Consider the following 19028-nt stretch of genomic DNA (forward strand, 5'->3'; position numbering starts at 1 on the left):
CATTTTAAAAATTTGTCGGATATATTAAATGATATGTTAAAATAGATGCATACATTGAGGTGGTGTTTAGAAGATGGAACAAGCAGAAATCGGGCGGATATTGCAGGCAATAACAGAGATGAATGAAAGTATGGAGAAGCGTTTTGATCAAGTAGATAAGCGATTCGTAGAAGTAGACAACCGTTTTGATAAAATCGAAACAAGGCTAGATAGAATGGAAATGAAAATGGATAAAGCGGAAGAGAATGTCTCGTTTTTATTCAGTGAAGTTGGAAGTAACGCACTCCAGTTAAAAAAGCTCATTTCTTCAAAATAAACAACCGTACACCTCAGAATAGTAAAACACCACATGTATAGCTACATCCTCGTCGCGTATCCATGCATAGGATACGTGATTTTCGCCTATAATAAAGGTGTTATTCATCAACATACCCGCTACGGAAGCAAATGGGCTCCCTTTCTGTGGGCACAGTCTCAGCTAACTTGGTAAAGAAAAACACTTTACCAAGTGGATCTTCGACTTGTGCTGTTCCCACTAGAGTGTCGCCCATTTACTTCCTCCGCTAGTTTTAAAATCAAAATGTAAAGTAAGTTAGAAACAATTTATCAGCTTGTCTGTTGCTAAAGTGTAAGTAACTTCATCTAATACACAAACATCATACAGTATATTTGATTTAAACTAGCGTATCAAATGAAATGGGTACTTTTTCAGAGGTAGGCTTCAGCTCGCACTGTTCCTACAGTAGATGAAATACGCCGAAAGCGATTAAGAGCTTATTTTCTCTAATACATTTAATTACTTTTAACTCGCGAAAGAAACATCTATACTAGCGTTGGAAATATATGTAGACCCATGTGGGAACAGCGCGGGCTGAAGATCCACTTCGAAAAGCGATCTTTGCTTTACGAAGTTAGCTGAAGCCGTGCCCACGGAAAGCGAAGTATATTTCCAAAGCGGTAATTTACATCGCCTTTTCATCAAGTTAGTAAGATGAAACGCAAGGATGTTTACGACAGGAGCACATGAAATCAAATCCGTTGCGCTCGTAATATATTTTAAAGACCATAAAAAAAAAGACCTCACACATTGTGAGATCCTCTAAGCTATTAATAAAAACGTTTAAATCCTTCAAAGTGGCTTGACCAATAAGAATTGTCTAGGCTTGTAATTTGAACACCTTTTGAACCGGCATGGATGAAGCTGTTGTCTCCAACATAGATACCAAGATGCGAAATCCCTTTACGATAAGTATTCTCAAAAAAGACTAAGTCACCCAATTGTGGTGTATTCACATAATACGAACGGTTATAATAGCCATCACTTGATAATCTGCTAATCTCTTTACCTGCTTTATTATACGTATGATAGATAAAACCACTACAATCAAATCCAGCACTTGGATTTGATCCACCAAATAAATAGGAAGTACCTAAGTATGATTTAGCCTGTTCTAAAAGTTTCGTCACATCGTAATCAACATTAGTAGACACAGTCTCAGAAGCGGGAGCAGAACTCACTGATTCTGTTTTTGACGCTGTTGTTCCGATAGAAAGAACTTGTCCAACACGGATGATATCAGAGCTAAGATTGTTTTGTTTTTTTAGTGCAGTAATCGAGACACTGTATTTTTTGCCAATCTTCCATAAAGAATCGCCTGACTTCACGGTGTACGTCGAAGTATTAGCGGGTTTAGCGGCTGTTTCAGTTGTTGCTGGTTTTGTTTCTGTCTTAGTCGGTGTGGAAGCAGATGAAGAATTAGAAACTGCTAATACATCATTCGGATAGATCAATGTCGAATCAAGATCGTTCCACTTCATTAAGTTACTTAAAGTAATACCATGAGCAGATGCTATTTTACTTAACGAATCACCAGATTTGACCTTATATGTTGTCGCTTTTGATGATGTTGTAGTTGATGCCTTCTTTTCAGTTGTAGTAGTTTTCTTTGCTGTGCTTGTTGTAGTCTTTGTTGTTTCTAACTTTTGGTTAGGAAAGATTATCGAACTTGATAGTTTGTTCATATCTAACAACTGTGTAACAGTTGTTTTATTTTTTTGGGCAATCGACCATAATGAGTCACCTTTTTGAACGGTGTATGTCGCGGCGTCAGCAGTTGTGGCAGTAAAAGCAGTAGCGATAACGGCACCTGCAGAAAGGCTTATCAATGTTTTTTTCACTATGTCATTCTCCTCTTTTAGTAGTCTTGTAATCGTTCTGTCTATTTTTTCTAGTATAGCATGAAGTTGTAAGTTTTAGGACTTATTTTAAGAGATAACTATTTTTTATGTATGTACCGTAATCCATTCACTAAAAGGAGCTGGTCTACCTAAATAGAAACCTTGTGCATAAGGTATTCCTAATTGCTCTGCCATTTGCAATTCTGCTTTTGTTTCAATTCCTTCTAATATCAAATCAACCTGGTGTTCATGACAATAGTTTAGGAAAAAGCGGACAAGATCCTGCTTCTTTTTGGAAATGTCGAGTTGATCTGCGAATAAACGATCAAGCTTAATATAATCTGGCTCCATCTTAATTAGCATATCGAAGTTCGCATAGCCTTTTCCAACGTCATCTAGAGCAATTGTAAATCCTTGTTGCCTAAGTAATTCGAGGTGTTGGAGAAAATTATCGGGGTGTTCAATTAACTCAGATTCAGAAACTTCCAATACGATCCTTTTACTAGATAGTGCAAGTTTCGTAGTTAATTGATCTAGAAAGCTATTAAAATTCGGATTGGACAGAGTGGATGGGAAAACATTAATAAATAGTAGCTGTCCCTCTATAGGAAAAGGGCTATCTTGATAGGTGGATAAGGCATTATGTATCGAACGTATGTCTAAATCATAAAGTCTGTTAGCCTCTTTTGCTGCTTGAAAGGCTTGTTCGGGATTTTCGAATACATTTGAACGTAGCAATATTTCAAAACCGATCATTTTCAAACTTTTCACATCAAAAATAGGTTGGAAGAAATGGTGAAATTGTTCTTCTTCGATAAACGGATCAATTAACATAGGTACGCACTCCTTTTCATTAATTGGAACACATAGGGATGTATATCCCGGTTGTTGTTTAGCTTAAGGATTTGTAGCGTTTTTGATAAGTTAATCAAGCATGTATTGCAATAATACATATTTCATATTATTGGTATATAATATACCAAAATCAGCCATAAATCTAGCTGATTCGACAAACAATAACTATTTACCTACTTTATGCCCATCAAAGTAGATAAAATATTACTAACCAAAAGAGGTTCCGCGTTAGCGAAACCTCTTAGTTATAAATCTCTTATTCTTTAAAAGTTCCTTCATAAATGGATTCACTTAAAGGACGTCTTGGTGATGGTGTTTCTCCTTCTTGTAAGGCAGCAGAAAGTGATGTTTTCTCTCCTCGATAACCGAGTGCAATTACTGCGTGGAGATCATAATTAACAGGGATATCTAAAACTTCGCGTGCTTTTTCTTTATCAAACCCACCCATCGCATGTGTGCAAAGTCCGTTCTCCGCTGCTTGTAAGGCTAAGTATCCCCAAGCAGTACCAGCATCAAATGTATGTGCGCCGCCTATTTGTTCAGAAAGTAATAGAATAAGGGCTGGAGCTTGCTCACACCATGTTCGATTCGCATCCATAATAAAAGAATGGAATTTCGCGCGATCAGCATCATTCCTTGCAAGAATAAAGCGCCATGGTTGACTGTTTCTACTTGATGGCGCCCAACGTGCAGCTTCTAATGTGCTGTAAATTAGTTCTTCAGGTACCTCTTTCTCTAAGAATGAACGTGGTGACCACCTGTTAACAAACTGTGGATGAATCGAATATGTAGCTTTTCGAGAATTTTCATTTGACATTATTTTTTCCTCCTACGCGCACTTGTTTGTTCAAAAGTATAGAGTAAATTGGAAGTAGGAGCAAACCAAAGAAATATTAATCCAATATACAATTGAAGTAGTTGCTTAAAATTTTGATAATATGATTGTTGTTACTAGATTAGGTTACTATAATGAATAAAAGAAGAATGTTATCTTTTTGTAAATTAGTTGCCTCAAAATTTAACAAATAACTTACAATGAAGTTCAAATTATTGTTGTATACTGGAGCAGGAGAAAGAATTGAAAACAACCAAATAAAGGGAATGTGATTAATACAATGAAATTTCTAAAGGTATTGAAATTTTGTACATGAATCAAATAAGTAAGATAATATTTAGTTCTATATTTAGAGGGTTTGAAACTTAATTGTTAAAACAGAGGTGTATCTGAATGGAAGAAGAAATAAGTCTACGCGAGATAATTTATATACTTTGGCAGGGTAAGTGGGTTATAACTATAATAACTATTGTTGCGTTATTAATAAGCATTCTATATAGCTTTATTTTGGCTGCCCCCGTATATAGTGGAGACGTTAAGGTAAGCGTTAATAACGTTTCGTCTGTTCCAGAGACTGTTCAACCTGTTATCGATGAATTGACAAAACCAGAAATCTTTGAACAAACAATGAAATCATCAAATGTTTTGGGAAAGGTAATTGAAGAAGCGCAACTAGACTTATCAATAGAGCAATTACAATCCAAACTGGAAGTTGAACTTCCTGAGGGTGAAACAGATAACTTCATAGTTATATCTTTAAAAGGTGAGGATCGAGATCAAATTAAATCCGTTGTTGATCATGCGATTACTTTGACTAAAGAAGAAATGAAAGTGAATTTTAGGTCAAGGCTTACTTTACTTGAAGAAGAGTATCAGTTAAATATGGAACAAGAGAATAAAAATATTAATGAAGCTGTTCAAGATTTTAATGATATACAAGCAGCTGAAGGGCTACCTGCATTATTATTATTTCAACAAAATAATTCAGATGGCCAATATATAATAGAAATCAATGAAGAAATTTTAAATAAATTTAATGATTTAGATAAAATGGAACAAGTGAATTATGAAAAGATAAACAGTGAAATTGAAAACTTAACTTCTTTATATGGTTTTTATAGTAATAAATATGATGAAATAAGAAGTGTAAGCATGTTGAACATAGTTGATATAAGCATTAATGTTTTATCAGATACTTATGTGCCTAATGATCCAATTTCTCCTAACAAATTATTAAATATAGCTATTACATTAGTGCTAGGATTAATGATTGGTGTAGGTGTCGTATTTTTCAGGGATTATTTAAAAGAAGATACTAGCAAGAAGACCAAGGAAATTTAGTTGTATAAAAGGTAATTCGAAAAAGTCTAAGGTTTGATTTCAAAACCTTAGGCTTTTATTATGTACGTGAGTTAGCTAGTTGTCAGAGGGTTTTAAAGAAAGGATAGCGCTTAATAAGAAGGGAGACATAAATAGGAAGGGATTAAAATATAGCGATTGATAATAAATACAACGTAAACGATTCATTTGATAAAAGACCCCCACAAAAATAGACTTAGCGATATTTTTATAATTAAAATTTAATATAATTGTCCCAATTTGACAAATAGATATGATATAATTCCTTTTGGTACTTATTCATAAAAACAAGACATTATTATAATACGCTTCAGGGGGATCATATCAATGGAAGAAACTATATCGTTGAAGGAAATATTTGAGGTGCTGAAAAAGCGCTTAGTACTTATTATCACGCTTACCTTAGGGGCTGCACTTGTTAGTGGTTTAGTTAGTTACTTTCTCTTAACTCCTACCTATCAATCTACTTCTCAATTCATCGTAAACCAAAAATCAAGCGAAGACGATAGTGTTGATGTGAACGAAATTCGTTCGAATGTTGAGATTATTAGTACGTATAACGTTATTATTAAAAGTTCCCGTATATTAGATCAAGTAGTTGAAGAATTAGATCTAACTATTTCTTCTGGTACATTAAGTGAAAAGATCAGCGTAGCAACTGAAGATAGTTCACAAGTTGTGACAGTCACTGCAACAGACCCAGATGTAGATATGGCAACCGCTATTGCAAATAAAACAGTAGAAATATTTGAAAATGATATTTATGATTTAATGAACGTAGATAATGTTAGTGTCCTGACAGAAGCGACAACTGCGGCAGATCCACAAGCCGTTAGTCCGAATCCACCGCTTAATATTGCGATTGCACTTGTTCTAGGCGCAATGGTTGGTGTTGGCTTAGCCTTCCTATTAGAGTACTTGGACAACACGATTAAGACCGAGGAAGATGTCGAACATAAATTAGAATTACCAGTATTAGGTGTGATTTCGCATATTACCGAAAGTGATCTAGCATCAACACATTACCCAACACCAAGCGCAGCGCGCAATCGAGAGAGGGGGAATTTCGGTGGCAAAACAAAGAAAACTAGCTAAAAGTAACGTGATGCGTCATTTGATAACGAAATTAAATCCTCGCTCACCTATTTCAGAACAATATCGTACCATTCGTACAAATTTACAATTTGCTGCAGTTGATGGCGAAATGAAAACAATGCTTGTTACATCTTCTGGACCATCAGAAGGAAAATCATCAACCGTTGCAAACATGGCAATTGTATTCGCGCAACAAGAAAAGAAAGTCTTACTTGTTGATGCTGACTTGCGTAAACCAACAGTGCATTATACATTCCGTGTTGATAATCGTAGAGGCTTAAGCAGTGTATTAGTCGGGGAAGTAACATTAGATGAAGCAATTGAAAAAAGCGATACGCCCAATTTAGATATTCTCTCATGTGGTCCAATTCCACCGAATCCGTCTGAATTACTCGGTTCAAAGGCGATGGAGAAATTAATTCAGGACGCTTTAGGTCATTATGATTTGATTATTTTTGATACACCACCAGTTCTTGCAGTAACAGATGCACAAATTCTTGCAAATATTTGTGATGGTGCATTGCTTGTCGTGCGAAGTAAGCAAACAGAATATGAATCGGCACAAAAAGCACGTGAATTATTAGAGCCAGCAAAAGCAAAATTACTTGGTGTTATTCTCAACGACCGAGAAATGAAAAAAGGAAGTAACTATTACTATTACGGAAATAATTAACTTGAAACTTGTCACAGTATTGTGGCAAGTTTTTTTATTTGCATAAAAGTATAAATAAGAAAACAGTTTTCTAAATCGTTTTTAAGGGAATAGCAATATTATGACATTAGGAAACATGCTTCCAGTTAATTAAATGAAAGGAAAGGTGCTCCCTTTGATTTGTGAATGTTTTCGATCCGGATGCGTAAACGCAGTTCCGTGCATTCAGCGAACGTGAACGTGAATTTTCAGAATAATTAAATGCGACAAAGAGTCCTATCCATCGACAGATAAGCTTATGCTATGATGAAGTATAAAGTACGAATGATAACAATTAGGGGGTGAGTATTATGATAGATATGCATGGTTATATTTTGCCTGGCGTTGACGGAGGAACGAAACATACGCAAGAAAGTATAGCAATCGCAAAGGCTGCTGTAGACCAAGGAATAGATACCATTATTGCAACACCAAAATATAAGGACGAAAATTATGATAATTTTAAAGAAGAGATTATTGAGCAAGTAAACATCCTCAACCAAAGACTACAAGAAGAGCGAATAGCTTTAACTGTCTTACCAGGACAAGAAATTCGTATCTATGGTGATATGCTTACTAACTTCGAGAAAGAACACCTTCTTACTTTAAATGAAACAACAGAATATGTATTAATTGAATTACCGAAAGACCATTTTCCGTCCTATATAACGCAACTGTTTTACGATTTGCAAATTAAGGGCTATAAACCAATTATTTCACATCCAGAAATAAATTCCTTTATTAGAGAAGATCCAGATCTTTTATATAATTTAGTCAAGAAGGGTGCGCTAACCCAGTTAGCAAGCGCTAGCGTTGTCGGTAAACAATCAAAAAAAGTTCAAAAATTTGCGTTCCAACTGATTGAATCAAATCTTGCGCATTTTATTGGTTCAGAAGTTCGGTCATCTAGAAATTATATCTTTCGAGATGCAATAACGAAAATAACCAAACAATTTGGTGAAGAAAGGACTTTTTTCTTTATTGAAAACGCGAATAGTTTAATAGATGGCAATGAAGTAATAGCAGACCAACCATTACGTATTAAGAAAAAAGGATTGGGTATATTTAGAAAGACCTAAACACTTCTATAGTGTGAAATTCGATCCATTTAAAAGATTCTAAGCCAAATTGGTTTAGAATCTTTTGTTTTTGCATATACATTGTAAAGAGAAATTTACAATCTATCACTTTCGTTATACGTATTTCTTGAGATAGTCTGATAAAACTAATAGAGGGTGGTAGCAAGACTCTTAAAGGCACAGAAAAGACATCATATACTTTGTGAATTTAAGTCAGCACTATAAAAAAGTGACAAAGCTTCAAATCGGTTGACACGCTATAGTGTGCTAATCTAAGTGAAAATCAAGATAAACTGAGATAGGAGATGTTTATATGATTGATATTAACTGTCACATTTTACCTGGAATAGATAATGGATCCAAGCATATGCAAGAGAGTGTATCGATTGCTAAAACTGCTTTAGCGCAAGGTATCGATACAATAGTCGCGACACCAAAACATATGAATGGGAAATACCATAATTTTAAACAACAGATTATCCAACAAGTAGTTATACTTAATCAGCGACTTGAGGAAGAAGAAGTTGCCGTAACAGTCTTACCTGGACAAGAAATACGAGTATATGGAGAATTTATCGATAGCTTAGAGAAGGATCACCTGCTTACGATAAATGAAACGCAAGGATATTTGTTAATGGACTTGCCAAGCAATCATATTCCTTCTTACATGATGCAACTTATTTTTAATTTGCAAATAAAAGGGTATAAGCCTATCATTGCGCATCCAGAAATGAATCCTTTTATAAGAGAAGATCCCGACCTGTTATATGAATTAGTAAAACAAGGGGCACTTATTCAAATAGCAACAGATAGTATTGTTGGAAAAAATTCAAGAAAAGTTCAGAAATTCACGCTGGAAATAATCCAAGCGGGATTAGCACATTTTATTGGTTCAGAAGCGAGTCATGCCTCGTCTTATTCGTACCAAGCAGCAGTAAGAAAAATACGGAAACATTTTGGGAACGAGATGACCTATTTATTCTTTGAAAACGCCTTGTCTCTTACAAAAGGGGAGGCAATTATTATAGAAGAACCAGTAAGGATAAAAAAGAAACGATTAGATTTTTTAAATAAATAACGGTGCTGAAGCAGTAAATAGATGTAAACATTCATTCGGACACAACAAAAAAAATAATTGCTATAGTAATTGAAATACTTTCTCCTTATAAGGTGAAGGTATTTTTATTTGATTTATTTTATTATATAACATCAAATGTAAACGAAAATTAACAGAGTTAATTATTGGGAAAGAGTTATTATTACTATTAAAATACTGTATACTTGACGTAAAGAGAAGTGAGAAAATGATCTGTTATATAATTGATTTAGAAAAATAGATCGATATACTTACTATCTGAGTCAAGTAAGCTAAGAGTATAGTTAAAAAGGCGCAAATTACGACAATCATTTTTCAGATAAATGTTATAAACCTTGTTTCATTTTCATAAATCGACTGTTATACTGATAACATTGTTTTTAGAATGTTAATTTACTAATTTATATAATAGAAAGAGGTTGGAGCATTATGATCGACATTCATTGTCATATATTACCGAATATCGATGATGGGGCGAAACATTTGGAAGATAGTGTCGCAATGGCAAAAGCTGCTGTTGCACAAGGTATCGATACCATTATTGCTACGCCGCACCATAAGAATGGTAGCTACAACAATACCAAATCAACGATTCTACCTCTTGTTGAGCTTGTAAATGCTAGATTAGAAGCAGAAGACGTACCATTAACTGTTTTACCTGGCCAAGAAACACGTATTTATGGCGAAATGGTTGAGGACTATGATCTTGGAAAATTACTTCCCTTAAATCAAACGAGCGACTATATATTTGTCGAACTCCCTTCCAATTCTGTACCGCGCTTTACCAATCAACTTTTATTTGATTTACAAGTGCATGATTTAAAACCAATTATTGTGCACCCAGAACGTAACAAAGCGATTATGGAACATCCCAATCTATTATTTGAAATGGTTCGAAATGGCGCATTAACCCAAGTTACCGCAGCAAGCGTGGCAGGCAAGTTTGGGAAAAAGATTAAAGGTTTTAGCCAAGATCTAATCGAAGCGAATTTAACTCATTTTATTGCATCAGATGCGCATAACATAACGACGCGTGGGTTCTGTAATCAAGAAGCAAATACGGTGATCAAAGATACATTTGGTCATGCGATGCTGTATTACTTTATGGAAAATGCACAATATATTGTTGAGAACGAAACAGTAATTGGTCATGAACCAGAACGAATTAAAAAGAAAAAATTTATGGGTCTTTTTTAAGAAAATAGTAGATTCGAAAAATAATGAATGGTAGAACACAGTAAGGGAGAGTCAATAATGAATGGTAGAACACAGTAAGGGAGAGTCAATAATGAAAAAAGTAAGAAAAGCAATTATACCAGCAGCAGGCTTAGGAACACGCTTCTTGCCAGTTACGAAAGCAATGCCAAAAGAAATGTTGCCAATTGTTGATAAACCAACGATTCAGTATATCGTCGAAGAAGCGGTTGCTTCAGGTATTGAAGATATTATTATTGTTTCTGGTAAAGGTAAACGAGCAATTGAAGATCATTTTGATAATTCACCTGAGCTTGAACGTAACTTGGAAGAAAAAGGGAAACTGGATCTGTTACACAAGGTACGCCATTCTTCTAATCTTGCGGATATTCACTATATTCGTCAAAAAGAACCAAAAGGTTTAGGGCATGCTGTCTGGTGTGCGCGTAAATTTATTGGAGATGAACCATTTGCTGTGCTTCTTGGAGATGACATCGTTCAAAGCGATGTGCCATGTCTAAAACAGTTAATTAATGAATATGAAGATACTCAATCATCAGTAATTGGTGTGCAACAAGTAGCAGATGATCAAACACATCGTTATGGTATTGTCGATCCTAGTAAACAAACCGGTAGACGTTATCAGGTGAATAATTTTGTGGAGAAACCAGTAAAAGGTACTTCCCCATCGAACTTAGCAATTATGGGTCGTTATATCTTCACACCTGAAATTTTTCGTTTCTTAGACCGTCAACAAGTAGGTGCTGGTGGAGAAATTCAGTTAACTGATGCTATCCAAATGTTAAATGAAATTCAAAAAGTATATGCATATGATTTCGAAGGGCGTCGTCATGATGTTGGAGAAAAGTTGGGCTTTATTCAAACAACAATTGAATATGCTCTACAAGATAAAGAAATTGGCATGGATGTAAAACAATTGCTTCTGAAAATTGTTGGTGAAATGAAAGAAACTTCTAAATAAACAAAAAGTATCAGTATAGAAAGAAGGTAATTTCCCCATGTCCTATCGAAAGAGGATGACGTTTCTAATAATACTCGATTCCATTATTGTTGCGACAGCGATTTTCGTTGCATCATGGCTTGTCTATCCATCGAGCGATGTTTGGTCGATGGATACGATAATAATCAGTTCGATTTCATTATTATTTTTTCATCATCTTTATGCCATGCTTTATAAGCTTTACCATAAAGTTTGGTCATATGCTAGTGTTGGAGAACTAATTTCTATTGTTAAAGCAATAACATTATCGATCGTATCAACAGCAATTATTCAACTTTTAACAAACGATTTTACAATATATCGACGTGCTTTTGTTATCACGTGGATGCTTCATATCATTTTCATTGGCGGTTCACGTTTTTTTTGGCGCGTTTTCCGTGATCGATTTATAATTGCAAATCGTAATCAAAAACGCACATTAATAGTAGGAGCAGGTGCAGCAGGGGCGATGATTGCTAGGCAACTGAAAAACGAACCACAGAATACAGATCTTAATCCAGTTGCTTTTGTTGATGATGATAGTAGCAAGCATAAAATGCAACTATATGGAATTTCAGTGGAAGGCTATACGAAAGATATCCCTCAGTTAGTAGAAAAAATGAAAATTGACCATATAGTGCTTGCGATTCCTTCCTTACGTAATGGTGAATTGACCAAAGTTGTCACCATGTGCAACCAGACCAATGCTAGAGTGCAGATGCTTCCTAAAATTGAAGACTTAGCAAGTGGTCGTGTTTCTGTAAGTGCACTACGCAATGTTGATGTGGAAGATGTACTAGGTCGCGCACCAGTTAAGCTAGATATTGGTACCATTTCTGAATTTGTTACAGGCCAGACCGTTATGATTACTGGTGCAGGTGGGTCAATAGGTTCTGAGATTTGTCGACAACTAATGGTATTTAATCCAGGTAAAATACTACTTGTTGGTCACGGTGAATTTAGTATTTACTCGATTGATATGGAGTTACGTGGAACTTTTCAAAATAAGGATACAGAAATTATCCCGATTATTGGTGATGTGCAAGATCGTAAACGCATATTTGAAATCGTTGAAAAATATCATCCGACGATGGTCTATCATGCAGCGGCACATAAACATGTACCATTAATGGAATATAATCCACATGAAGCGATTAAAAATAATGTGATTGGCACCAAAAACGTTACAGAAGCATGCGATACGTATGGGGTTGATACATTTGTATTAGTCTCAACAGATAAATCGGTTAATCCAACGAACGTAATGGGTGCCACAAAACGTTTAGCTGAGATGGTTGTACAGAACTTAGCAAAACAAAGCAAAACAAAATTTGTTGCAGTACGATTTGGCAATGTATTAGGTAGCCGCGGAAGTGTTATCCCACTATTCAAAAAACAAATTGAAAAAGGTGGGCCAATTACAGTAACGCATCCAGATATGACGCGTTACTTTATGACCATACCAGAAGCATCACGTCTTGTAATACAAGCTGGAACATTAGCAAAAGGTGGAGAAATTTTTGTGCTAGACATGGGTGAACCTGTTAAAATCGTTGATCTTGCGAAAAACTTGATTAAACTATCTGGTTACACAGAAGATGAAATACCAATTGAATTCTCTGGTATCCGACCAGGCGAAAAAATGTATGAAGAATTACTAGATGATAACGAAATTCTTCCTGGAGAAGTATACGAGAAAATCTATGTTGGCAGAACAATAGCTGCAGAGATGGATAGAGTAGTAGACTTAATTGCACAATTTGAAGCCTATACGAAAGAAGAAGTAAAAGAAGCGTTGATGGCGATTGTTTATGCCGAGAAAGAATTGAAGGCTGTTGAGGGATAATTCATTTAATTATGAGATAGTAAGATAGAAGTTTGCATCATTTGAAAGGTTTACGTATTACCTTAATGCAAATATTAAAAAACAGTAACAATCTATGGTGATTATAGCAATATCAATGTAAATTGACTTCTGATAATGAAATACTTGAAGACAATAACAATGGAGGTACTCCGTCTTTATAATTCAATAACTACATAAGTGCGAACAGAGAATAAGACAAAGGTTACAATGGTATCCCATATATCAAATAGTTTAGTTCAGTGAGTGAAGATATTGTTATCTAATAACTGTTTTACTTTACTTTTTCGAACTAAAAAAAAGATTATTCGAACATTAAGAAGCATTAAGAAATGAGAAAGGTATTATAGATCAATATTATATAGAGGGTATGTATTTTTGCTTTTTGATAATACGAGATGATAAAAGGGTAAATTTTAGAGGGTTTATAAGTGAAAAACATTAATATAACAGGTTTTTAGTTTGAAGAAATAGAACATAGTAATAGGTGATTTGGAAAAGGATATCCATTTCATATTTACTTGATAGATTGAATAGACTTTTCGGGATGAACAGAATAAGTAGTTAGTGGTTAAGTAGTTTGTTGGGAAATTTGAGTCTCCAATTAAGCATTAAGGACTAACTAAATTCTAAGGAGTGTTTCAGAAATGTATTTGAAAATAAAAAGATTAACTGATTTCAGTCTATCCTTTTTAGCGATGATTGTTTTATGGCCGATTTTTCTTTTTCTTGCAGTTATAATAAAATTCGACTCAAAAGGACCCGTATTTTTTAAACAAAAAAGAGTAGGTATAAATAAAAAGTACTTCTATATATTAAAATTCAGAACGATGAGAACAGATACACCAAAAGATATGCCCACTCATCTTTTACAAGATCCGAATGCATTTATTACAAAGAGCGGGAAATTTCTTAGAAAGACAAGTTTAGACGAGCTACCGCAAATTATAAATATTCTAAAGGGTGAAATGAGCATTATTGGTCCAAGACCAGCTTTATGGAATCAATATGATCTTATTGAAGAACGTGACAAATATGGCGCGAATGATGTTCCAACCGGGTTAACAGGTTGGGCACAGATCAATGGGAGAGATGAGTTACCTATTAAAATGAAATCCAAATTAGACGGAGTATATGTTGAAAATATCGGACTTAAAATGGATGTTAAGTGTTTTTTTGGTACGATCAAAAGTGTTTTGAAGAATGATGGGGTAGTTGAAGGTGGAACGGGAGTTTCAGAGATCAAAGAAGAAGTTACTAGTAGTAAGGAGAGTAATTTTTAATGAAGAAAATACTGATAACAGGATCTAATAGCTATATAGGAAATAGTCTAGAGACTTGGTTAGGGGAAAAAACTGATTCATATTCAATCGATGTTATTAGTCTAAGAAACGACTTGTGGAAGGAAAGAGACTTTTCTGCATACGATGTTGTGTATCACGTTGCAGGGATAGCTCATCAAAAGGAAACAAAGAAAAATAGAGCTCTTTATTACAAAGTGAATCGTGATTTAGCTTTTAAAGTAGCAAAGAAGGCAAAAATAGAGGGAGTTGAACAATTCATACTTCTAAGCTCGATGAGTATTTATGGCATTGATAATGGTGTAATTTATAGAAATACTTCTATAAATCCTAAAACTAATTACAGTAAATCCAAGTTTGAAGCAGAGCAATTAATAAGGCCTTTGGGTGATGGTCAATTTAATATTGCAATACTTCGTCCACCAATGATATATGGTAAAGGATGTAAAGGTAATTATTCAAGGTTAACAAGGTTAGCACTAAGAACACCAATTTTCCCTAAAGTTGACAATAAGCGAAGTATGTTATATATAGACAATTTGAGTGAATTTGTAAAACAATTGATTGATGAAAGTAGATCAGGTATATTCTTCCCACAGAATGAAGAGTATGTGTGTACTGCAGAGATGGTCAAGCAGATAGCAAAAACTCACAATAAAAATGTTAAGTTTACGAAAGTTATCAACCCTATTCTAAAACTTTTGAGTTTCAAGTTTGATATTGTTAATAAAGTGTTTGGAGATTTGACTTATGAGAAAAATATAAGTGAAAGTATAGATGATTATCAGGTTATGGATTTGAAAGAGAGCATATTAGCAACTGAACTGGAGAGAAGATAGTATGAGTAAGGAGAAAAATACGAGAGTAGAAGAAGATATGGTTTCTATAGTAATGCCTGCATATAATTGTGGAGATTTTATAGAAGTAGCTCTTGATTCAGTAATCTCTCAAATATATCAAAACTGGGAAGTAATTGTTGTTGATGACTGTTCAACGGATAACACTGCAAAATTAGTTAAGGCATATATGTCGAGAGAACCGCGAATTAAATATAATAAATTAAATACCAATTCGGGTGCTGCAGTAGCAAGAAATGAAGCCGTAAATTTAGCAAAAGGAAAATATATTGCTTTCCTTGATAGTGATGATGTGTGGTTTCATGACAAACTTTCCAAACAGATTAATTTTATGAAACAGAATAAATACGACTTTACGTGCACTAGTTATACAAAGATTGATAAAAATGGAAATGATCTAAACCGTAAAATCAAAGCAAAAATTAAGAGTGATTACGATGGTGTTTTAAAAAGAAACCCGGGAAATTCTACAGTAATCTATAATGCTCAAGCTTTAGGGAAATTTAAGATACCTAATATTAAGAAAAGAAACGATTATGTGATGTGGTTACAAGCTATAAAAAAGGCTAAAAACCTATACGGTATAGAAGAACCTTTAGGAAGTCATCGAATAAGAATAGGTTCCTTATCAAGTAAAAAAGGAGGACTAGTAGGCTATCACTGGAAAGTGTATCGCGAAATAGAACATTTATCAATCGTGAAATCGTGTTATCTAATATTATATTGGGTTATTTTTACTATTTTTAAATTGAGATAAAAATGAAACAGATTTCTACACGCATTATTAGGAAGGTGTTTGCTAATAGAAGATTTATAGTATAGTAGATACGATAGTATAAAAATACATTTAAGAAATGGGGGATTCTGTGAATAGTATATCAATAAAGCAAGTATGCGAGACAATATGGAATATTGAAAAAGAAGAGGATTTACTCAATTGGGAAATTGAAAACGTTAAAATATGGCAATTACTAAGATTTGAAATCTTTATGATTTTAAGTCAAAAAGTGGGTTTATATGAACAAGCACATTCAAAAACAAAATTATCTCGAAAGATTCGTTTGCTTCCACTATTTTTAATGAACTCCTTATATAAAAGCCCATTTAAAGATAGATACGAAAAAAAAATTTTAGTATTTGATCATCCAAGGAAAGTTAAGGATGGCGAGAAGTATTTAGATATCTATACAGATGATCTATTAAAAGAGATGGATGATGAGCAAGTGAATGTTATTGAAAGTGACTATTTAGGAAGTCATTACAATAAACACGAGAAAAATAGAAGGTATTTAGATTCGCTTAAGCTAAGTATAAAAGTAAAAAGGCCTTTTACTAAATGTAAATTAAATGATAGCGATGTACTACTTATAGAGAAAGTTGAAAGAAACATAGAAAAGTATTTAAAGGTAAAAGTAAAGTTGAAAGATTTTATTATTGCTGGAGTTAAGAAATATAAAATAGAATATAATTATTATAATAAATTATTTAAGAAAAGAAAACCCCAAAAGATATATCTTGTTGTTTCTTATCGGAAAGGAGCTTTAATTGCCGCTGCGAAAGCAGATAATATAGAAACTGTTGAAATTCAACATGGCGTTATAAATAAATATCATTTAGGATATAATTTCCCTTTTTTTAGTGGGTATATTGAATACTTTCCAAATAAGTTGTTATTATTTGGTGAGTATTGGAAAAAAACAATCAGCTTTCCAATACACAAAAATAATATACAAGTTAGAGGATTTCCTTACTTAAATAATAAAATAAAAAACTATAATTCTAATAATAAAAAGAAACAAATCCTTTTCATTTCTCAGGGAACTATTGGTAGAGAACTTATTGAATTTGCATATAAAGTCGCAAGTGAGTGTAAAGAATATAACGTCCTATTTAAACTACATCCAGGAGAAGATGAAGCGAAATATAAATTTATCAACCATAATATAGCTTTAAAGAACTTCAATGTGATTATTAATGAAAAAAAAGAATTATATAGTTACTTTTCAGAATCGGAATACCAAGTAGGTGTGTATTCAACTGCATTATATGAAGGATTAGTATTCGATTGTAAAACAATTTTAATTAATTTACCAGGAATAGAATATATGGAGGATTTAATTTCTAATAAATTCGTACACAAAGTAAGTAATATTGAGGAATTTAAATCATTACTTTCAGGTAATAGCAATAAGGAAGTTTATAGTGATTTTAAAAATCAAATTTTCTTTACTTGAATTTAATACTGGTGTGAAAGAGGAATTCAAATGTATGAATTAGTATATTATTTTGTGTTAATATTTTCAGTGTTATTTTATTTATTTTTTATAAAATTATTCAATTTTAATTTGTTTCGTTATTCTAATATTTTATACTTTTTTTCGGTTACATTTATAAGCATTCCAGGCTATGAAATTGCTTCTGGCAATCTTATAGCACCTAGATATAATAATGGTTTTGATATAGAAGTATATTCATTGTATTTGTTTTATACTGTACTTATACCTGTAGGATTAATAATAGGGAACCTTATAGGTAAAAATATTTATATTCAAACGAGAGAATTTAAAAGTTCGAAAATCAGATTGAAAATTGTACTATTATTTATTGTTATATACGCAGTAGGTTACTTTCTATGGTTACCTACGATACCTTTAAATTATTTAATTGCAAACCCCCAAGATATATTTAACGCTAATATGCTAAGGTTGCAAAGTACACATCTATTAGGAGAAAATGTTAATTTACCTTTTATCTTTAGATACTGGAGAAATATTATTCAAATATTATTGTTGATATTATTTGTTTTTTTTATTCTAGAATTTAATGATAGGAAAAGAATGAGTACAAATAGAAAGATTTTTACTATAATGCTTTCATTTTTTGTATTATACTCGTTTACCTTTACCCTTGAAAAAGCACCTTTGATGTACGTAATAATAGCGATAGCATTAACAAGTTTAATTAATAAAAAGTTTTCAATTAAAATAATAATCAGAAACTTCATAATAGGAATAATAGCAATTACAATTATGTATGCAATATTTATGGGTGCTTCAATTAATAGTCTTAAAGATGTGATTAGCGTTCCATTGAATAGAATTTTCGGACAATCCTCTGCTACTTATTATCAAATAGAATATGTTAGACAGAATGGATTTTTACATTGGAATGGTATTCCTATGCCTTTTGTAGGTGATTTCTTTAATTATAAATATGTTGATGTAAGTGAATGGGCGTATCAAAGTTTATATTCACAATACTCTACTCAAGGGGGGACTGGGACTACTGGAGGAATGTCATTAGCGAAACTATACTATGCTTTTTCGTGGTACTCTATTCCAATTTTCTTTGTTTTTGTCATAGCATATGGATTATTAGATGCAGTGTTATTTAATTCTACAAAATTCGAAAAATCTACATTAATGGCTAGAAGAATAAACTTGTCTATTTATATCTTTATTTGTTCTTTTTATTCTTTGGCATTAGTAAGTTCAGTTTTTTCAATCTTTTCAATTCCAATTATCTTTAACCCATCTTTTTACTTTGTAATATTATTATATTTATTTTTAATTGATGTCGGAAATATGAAAATACACTATAAAAAGTAGTAAATATATTAAAAAA

The 19028-nt window shown here is 33.2% G+C and carries 18 protein-coding genes; 14 read left to right on the forward strand and 4 right to left on the reverse strand.

The window, feature by feature from the left end; all coding sequences use genetic code 11:
- Nucleotides 1-73 precede the first annotated feature (73 nt).
- Nucleotides 74-316 (forward strand): hypothetical protein, encoded by a 243-nt coding sequence (locus D2K60_RS02830; RefSeq protein WP_117168471.1) that lies wholly within the window; start codon nucleotides 74-76, stop codon nucleotides 314-316.
- 100 nt (nucleotides 317-416) lie between these two features.
- Here D2K60_RS02830 and D2K60_RS21080 read toward each other — a convergent pair whose 3' ends face one another.
- From D2K60_RS21080 to D2K60_RS02845, 4 genes are all read right to left on the reverse strand, one after another.
- Nucleotides 417-551, reverse strand: coding sequence for a hypothetical protein (locus D2K60_RS21080; protein ID WP_275896232.1), 135 nt, complete (start codon nucleotides 549-551; stop codon nucleotides 417-419).
- Between the two features lie 556 nt (nucleotides 552-1107).
- Nucleotides 1108-2178 carry a C40 family peptidase gene (locus D2K60_RS02835; protein ID WP_117168472.1) on the reverse strand — a complete coding sequence of 357 codons (1071 nt, stop codon included), beginning with the start codon at nucleotides 2176-2178 and terminating at the stop codon, nucleotides 1108-1110.
- 105 nt (nucleotides 2179-2283) lie between these two features.
- Complete coding sequence (locus D2K60_RS02840; RefSeq protein WP_117168473.1) at nucleotides 2284-3012, reverse strand: EAL domain-containing protein; 729 nt, start codon at nucleotides 3010-3012, stop codon at nucleotides 2284-2286.
- Between the two features lie 277 nt (nucleotides 3013-3289).
- Nucleotides 3290-3853 carry a nitroreductase family protein gene (locus D2K60_RS02845; RefSeq protein WP_117168474.1) on the reverse strand — a complete coding sequence of 188 codons (564 nt, stop codon included), beginning with the start codon at nucleotides 3851-3853 and terminating at the stop codon, nucleotides 3290-3292.
- Nucleotides 3854-4261: 408 nt separating this feature from the next.
- Here D2K60_RS02845 and D2K60_RS02850 point away from each other — a divergent pair, with 408 nt between their 5' ends.
- The 13 genes from D2K60_RS02850 (at nucleotide 4262) to D2K60_RS02910 (ending at nucleotide 19012) form a co-directional block, all read left to right on the forward strand.
- A complete protein-coding gene (locus D2K60_RS02850; protein ID WP_117168475.1) occupies nucleotides 4262-5209 on the forward strand; it encodes a Wzz/FepE/Etk N-terminal domain-containing protein in 948 nt (315 codons plus the stop codon).
- A 345-nt stretch (nucleotides 5210-5554) separates the two neighbouring features.
- A complete protein-coding gene (locus D2K60_RS02855; RefSeq protein ID WP_117168476.1) occupies nucleotides 5555-6322 on the forward strand; it encodes a YveK family protein in 768 nt (255 codons plus the stop codon).
- Nucleotides 6297-6995, forward strand: a complete 699-nt coding sequence (locus D2K60_RS02860) for a CpsD/CapB family tyrosine-protein kinase (protein ID WP_117168477.1) — start codon at nucleotides 6297-6299, stop codon at nucleotides 6993-6995. Before D2K60_RS02855 ends, D2K60_RS02860 begins: the two co-directional genes overlap by 26 nt.
- Nucleotides 6996-7324: 329 nt before the next feature.
- The gene (locus tag D2K60_RS02865; protein ID WP_117168478.1) at nucleotides 7325-8092 is read left to right on the forward strand and encodes a tyrosine-protein phosphatase; all 768 of its coding nucleotides are present in this window, start codon (nucleotides 7325-7327) and stop codon (nucleotides 8090-8092) included.
- Between the two features lie 313 nt (nucleotides 8093-8405).
- Nucleotides 8406-9170 (forward strand): tyrosine-protein phosphatase, encoded by a 765-nt coding sequence (locus tag D2K60_RS02870; protein WP_117168479.1) that lies wholly within the window; start codon nucleotides 8406-8408, stop codon nucleotides 9168-9170.
- Between the two features lie 447 nt (nucleotides 9171-9617).
- On the forward strand, nucleotides 9618-10385 hold the full coding sequence (locus D2K60_RS02875; protein ID WP_117168480.1) for a tyrosine-protein phosphatase: 768 nt from the start codon (nucleotides 9618-9620) through the stop codon (nucleotides 10383-10385).
- A gap of 91 nt (nucleotides 10386-10476) precedes the next feature.
- A complete protein-coding gene (gene galU / locus D2K60_RS02880; protein ID WP_117168481.1) occupies nucleotides 10477-11364 on the forward strand; it encodes a UTP--glucose-1-phosphate uridylyltransferase GalU in 888 nt (295 codons plus the stop codon).
- A 37-nt stretch (nucleotides 11365-11401) separates the two neighbouring features.
- Complete coding sequence (locus D2K60_RS02885) at nucleotides 11402-13228, forward strand: polysaccharide biosynthesis protein (protein WP_117168482.1); 1827 nt, start codon at nucleotides 11402-11404, stop codon at nucleotides 13226-13228.
- Nucleotides 13229-13893: 665 nt separating this feature from the next.
- Nucleotides 13894-14529, forward strand: coding sequence for a sugar transferase (locus D2K60_RS02890; protein WP_117168483.1), 636 nt, complete (start codon nucleotides 13894-13896; stop codon nucleotides 14527-14529).
- Nucleotides 14529-15386: an NAD-dependent epimerase/dehydratase family protein gene (locus D2K60_RS02895; protein ID WP_117168484.1), complete on the forward strand. Its 858-nt coding sequence runs from the start codon at nucleotides 14529-14531 to the stop codon at nucleotides 15384-15386. The genes D2K60_RS02890 and D2K60_RS02895 overlap by 1 nt, the downstream gene beginning before the upstream one ends.
- Before the next feature lies 1 nt (nucleotide 15387).
- Complete coding sequence (locus tag D2K60_RS02900) at nucleotides 15388-16161, forward strand: glycosyltransferase family 2 protein (RefSeq protein ID WP_117168485.1); 774 nt, start codon at nucleotides 15388-15390, stop codon at nucleotides 16159-16161.
- A 109-nt stretch (nucleotides 16162-16270) separates the two neighbouring features.
- Complete coding sequence (locus tag D2K60_RS02905) at nucleotides 16271-17638, forward strand: polysialyltransferase family glycosyltransferase (protein ID WP_117168486.1); 1368 nt, start codon at nucleotides 16271-16273, stop codon at nucleotides 17636-17638.
- Nucleotides 17639-17668: 30 nt separating this feature from the next.
- Nucleotides 17669-19012 (forward strand): hypothetical protein, encoded by a 1344-nt coding sequence (locus D2K60_RS02910; RefSeq protein ID WP_117168487.1) that lies wholly within the window; start codon nucleotides 17669-17671, stop codon nucleotides 19010-19012.
- Nucleotides 19013-19028 lie beyond the last annotated feature (16 nt).

It is taken from the genome of Paraliobacillus sediminis (genome assembly GCF_003426055.1).

Bases quoted from the DNA above. Each gene is read 5' to 3' on its own strand.
- D2K60_RS02830 (WP_117168471.1), top strand. From the start codon at position 74: ATGGAACAAGCAGAAATCGGGCGGATATTGCAGGCAATAACAGAGATG.
- D2K60_RS21080 (WP_275896232.1), bottom strand. From the start codon at position 551: ATGGGCGACACTCTAGTGGGAACAGCACAAGTCGAAGATCCACTTGGT.
- D2K60_RS02840 (WP_117168473.1), bottom strand. From the start codon at position 3,012: ATGTTAATTGATCCGTTTATCGAAGAAGAACAATTTCACCATTTCTTC.
- D2K60_RS02850 (WP_117168475.1), top strand. From the start codon at position 4,262: ATGGAAGAAGAAATAAGTCTACGCGAGATAATTTATATACTTTGGCAG.
- D2K60_RS02855 (WP_117168476.1), top strand. From the start codon at position 5,555: ATGGAAGAAACTATATCGTTGAAGGAAATATTTGAGGTGCTGAAAAAG.
- D2K60_RS02865 (WP_117168478.1), top strand. From the start codon at position 7,325: ATGATAGATATGCATGGTTATATTTTGCCTGGCGTTGACGGAGGAACG.
- D2K60_RS02870 (WP_117168479.1), top strand. From the start codon at position 8,406: ATGATTGATATTAACTGTCACATTTTACCTGGAATAGATAATGGATCC.
- D2K60_RS02875 (WP_117168480.1), top strand. From the start codon at position 9,618: ATGATCGACATTCATTGTCATATATTACCGAATATCGATGATGGGGCG.
- galU (WP_117168481.1), top strand. From the start codon at position 10,477: ATGAAAAAAGTAAGAAAAGCAATTATACCAGCAGCAGGCTTAGGAACA.
- D2K60_RS02885 (WP_117168482.1), top strand. From the start codon at position 11,402: ATGTCCTATCGAAAGAGGATGACGTTTCTAATAATACTCGATTCCATT.
- D2K60_RS02890 (WP_117168483.1), top strand. From the start codon at position 13,894: ATGTATTTGAAAATAAAAAGATTAACTGATTTCAGTCTATCCTTTTTA.
- D2K60_RS02895 (WP_117168484.1), top strand. From the start codon at position 14,529: ATGAAGAAAATACTGATAACAGGATCTAATAGCTATATAGGAAATAGT.
- D2K60_RS02900 (WP_117168485.1), top strand. From the start codon at position 15,388: ATGAGTAAGGAGAAAAATACGAGAGTAGAAGAAGATATGGTTTCTATA.
- D2K60_RS02910 (WP_117168487.1), top strand. From the start codon at position 17,669: ATGTATGAATTAGTATATTATTTTGTGTTAATATTTTCAGTGTTATTT.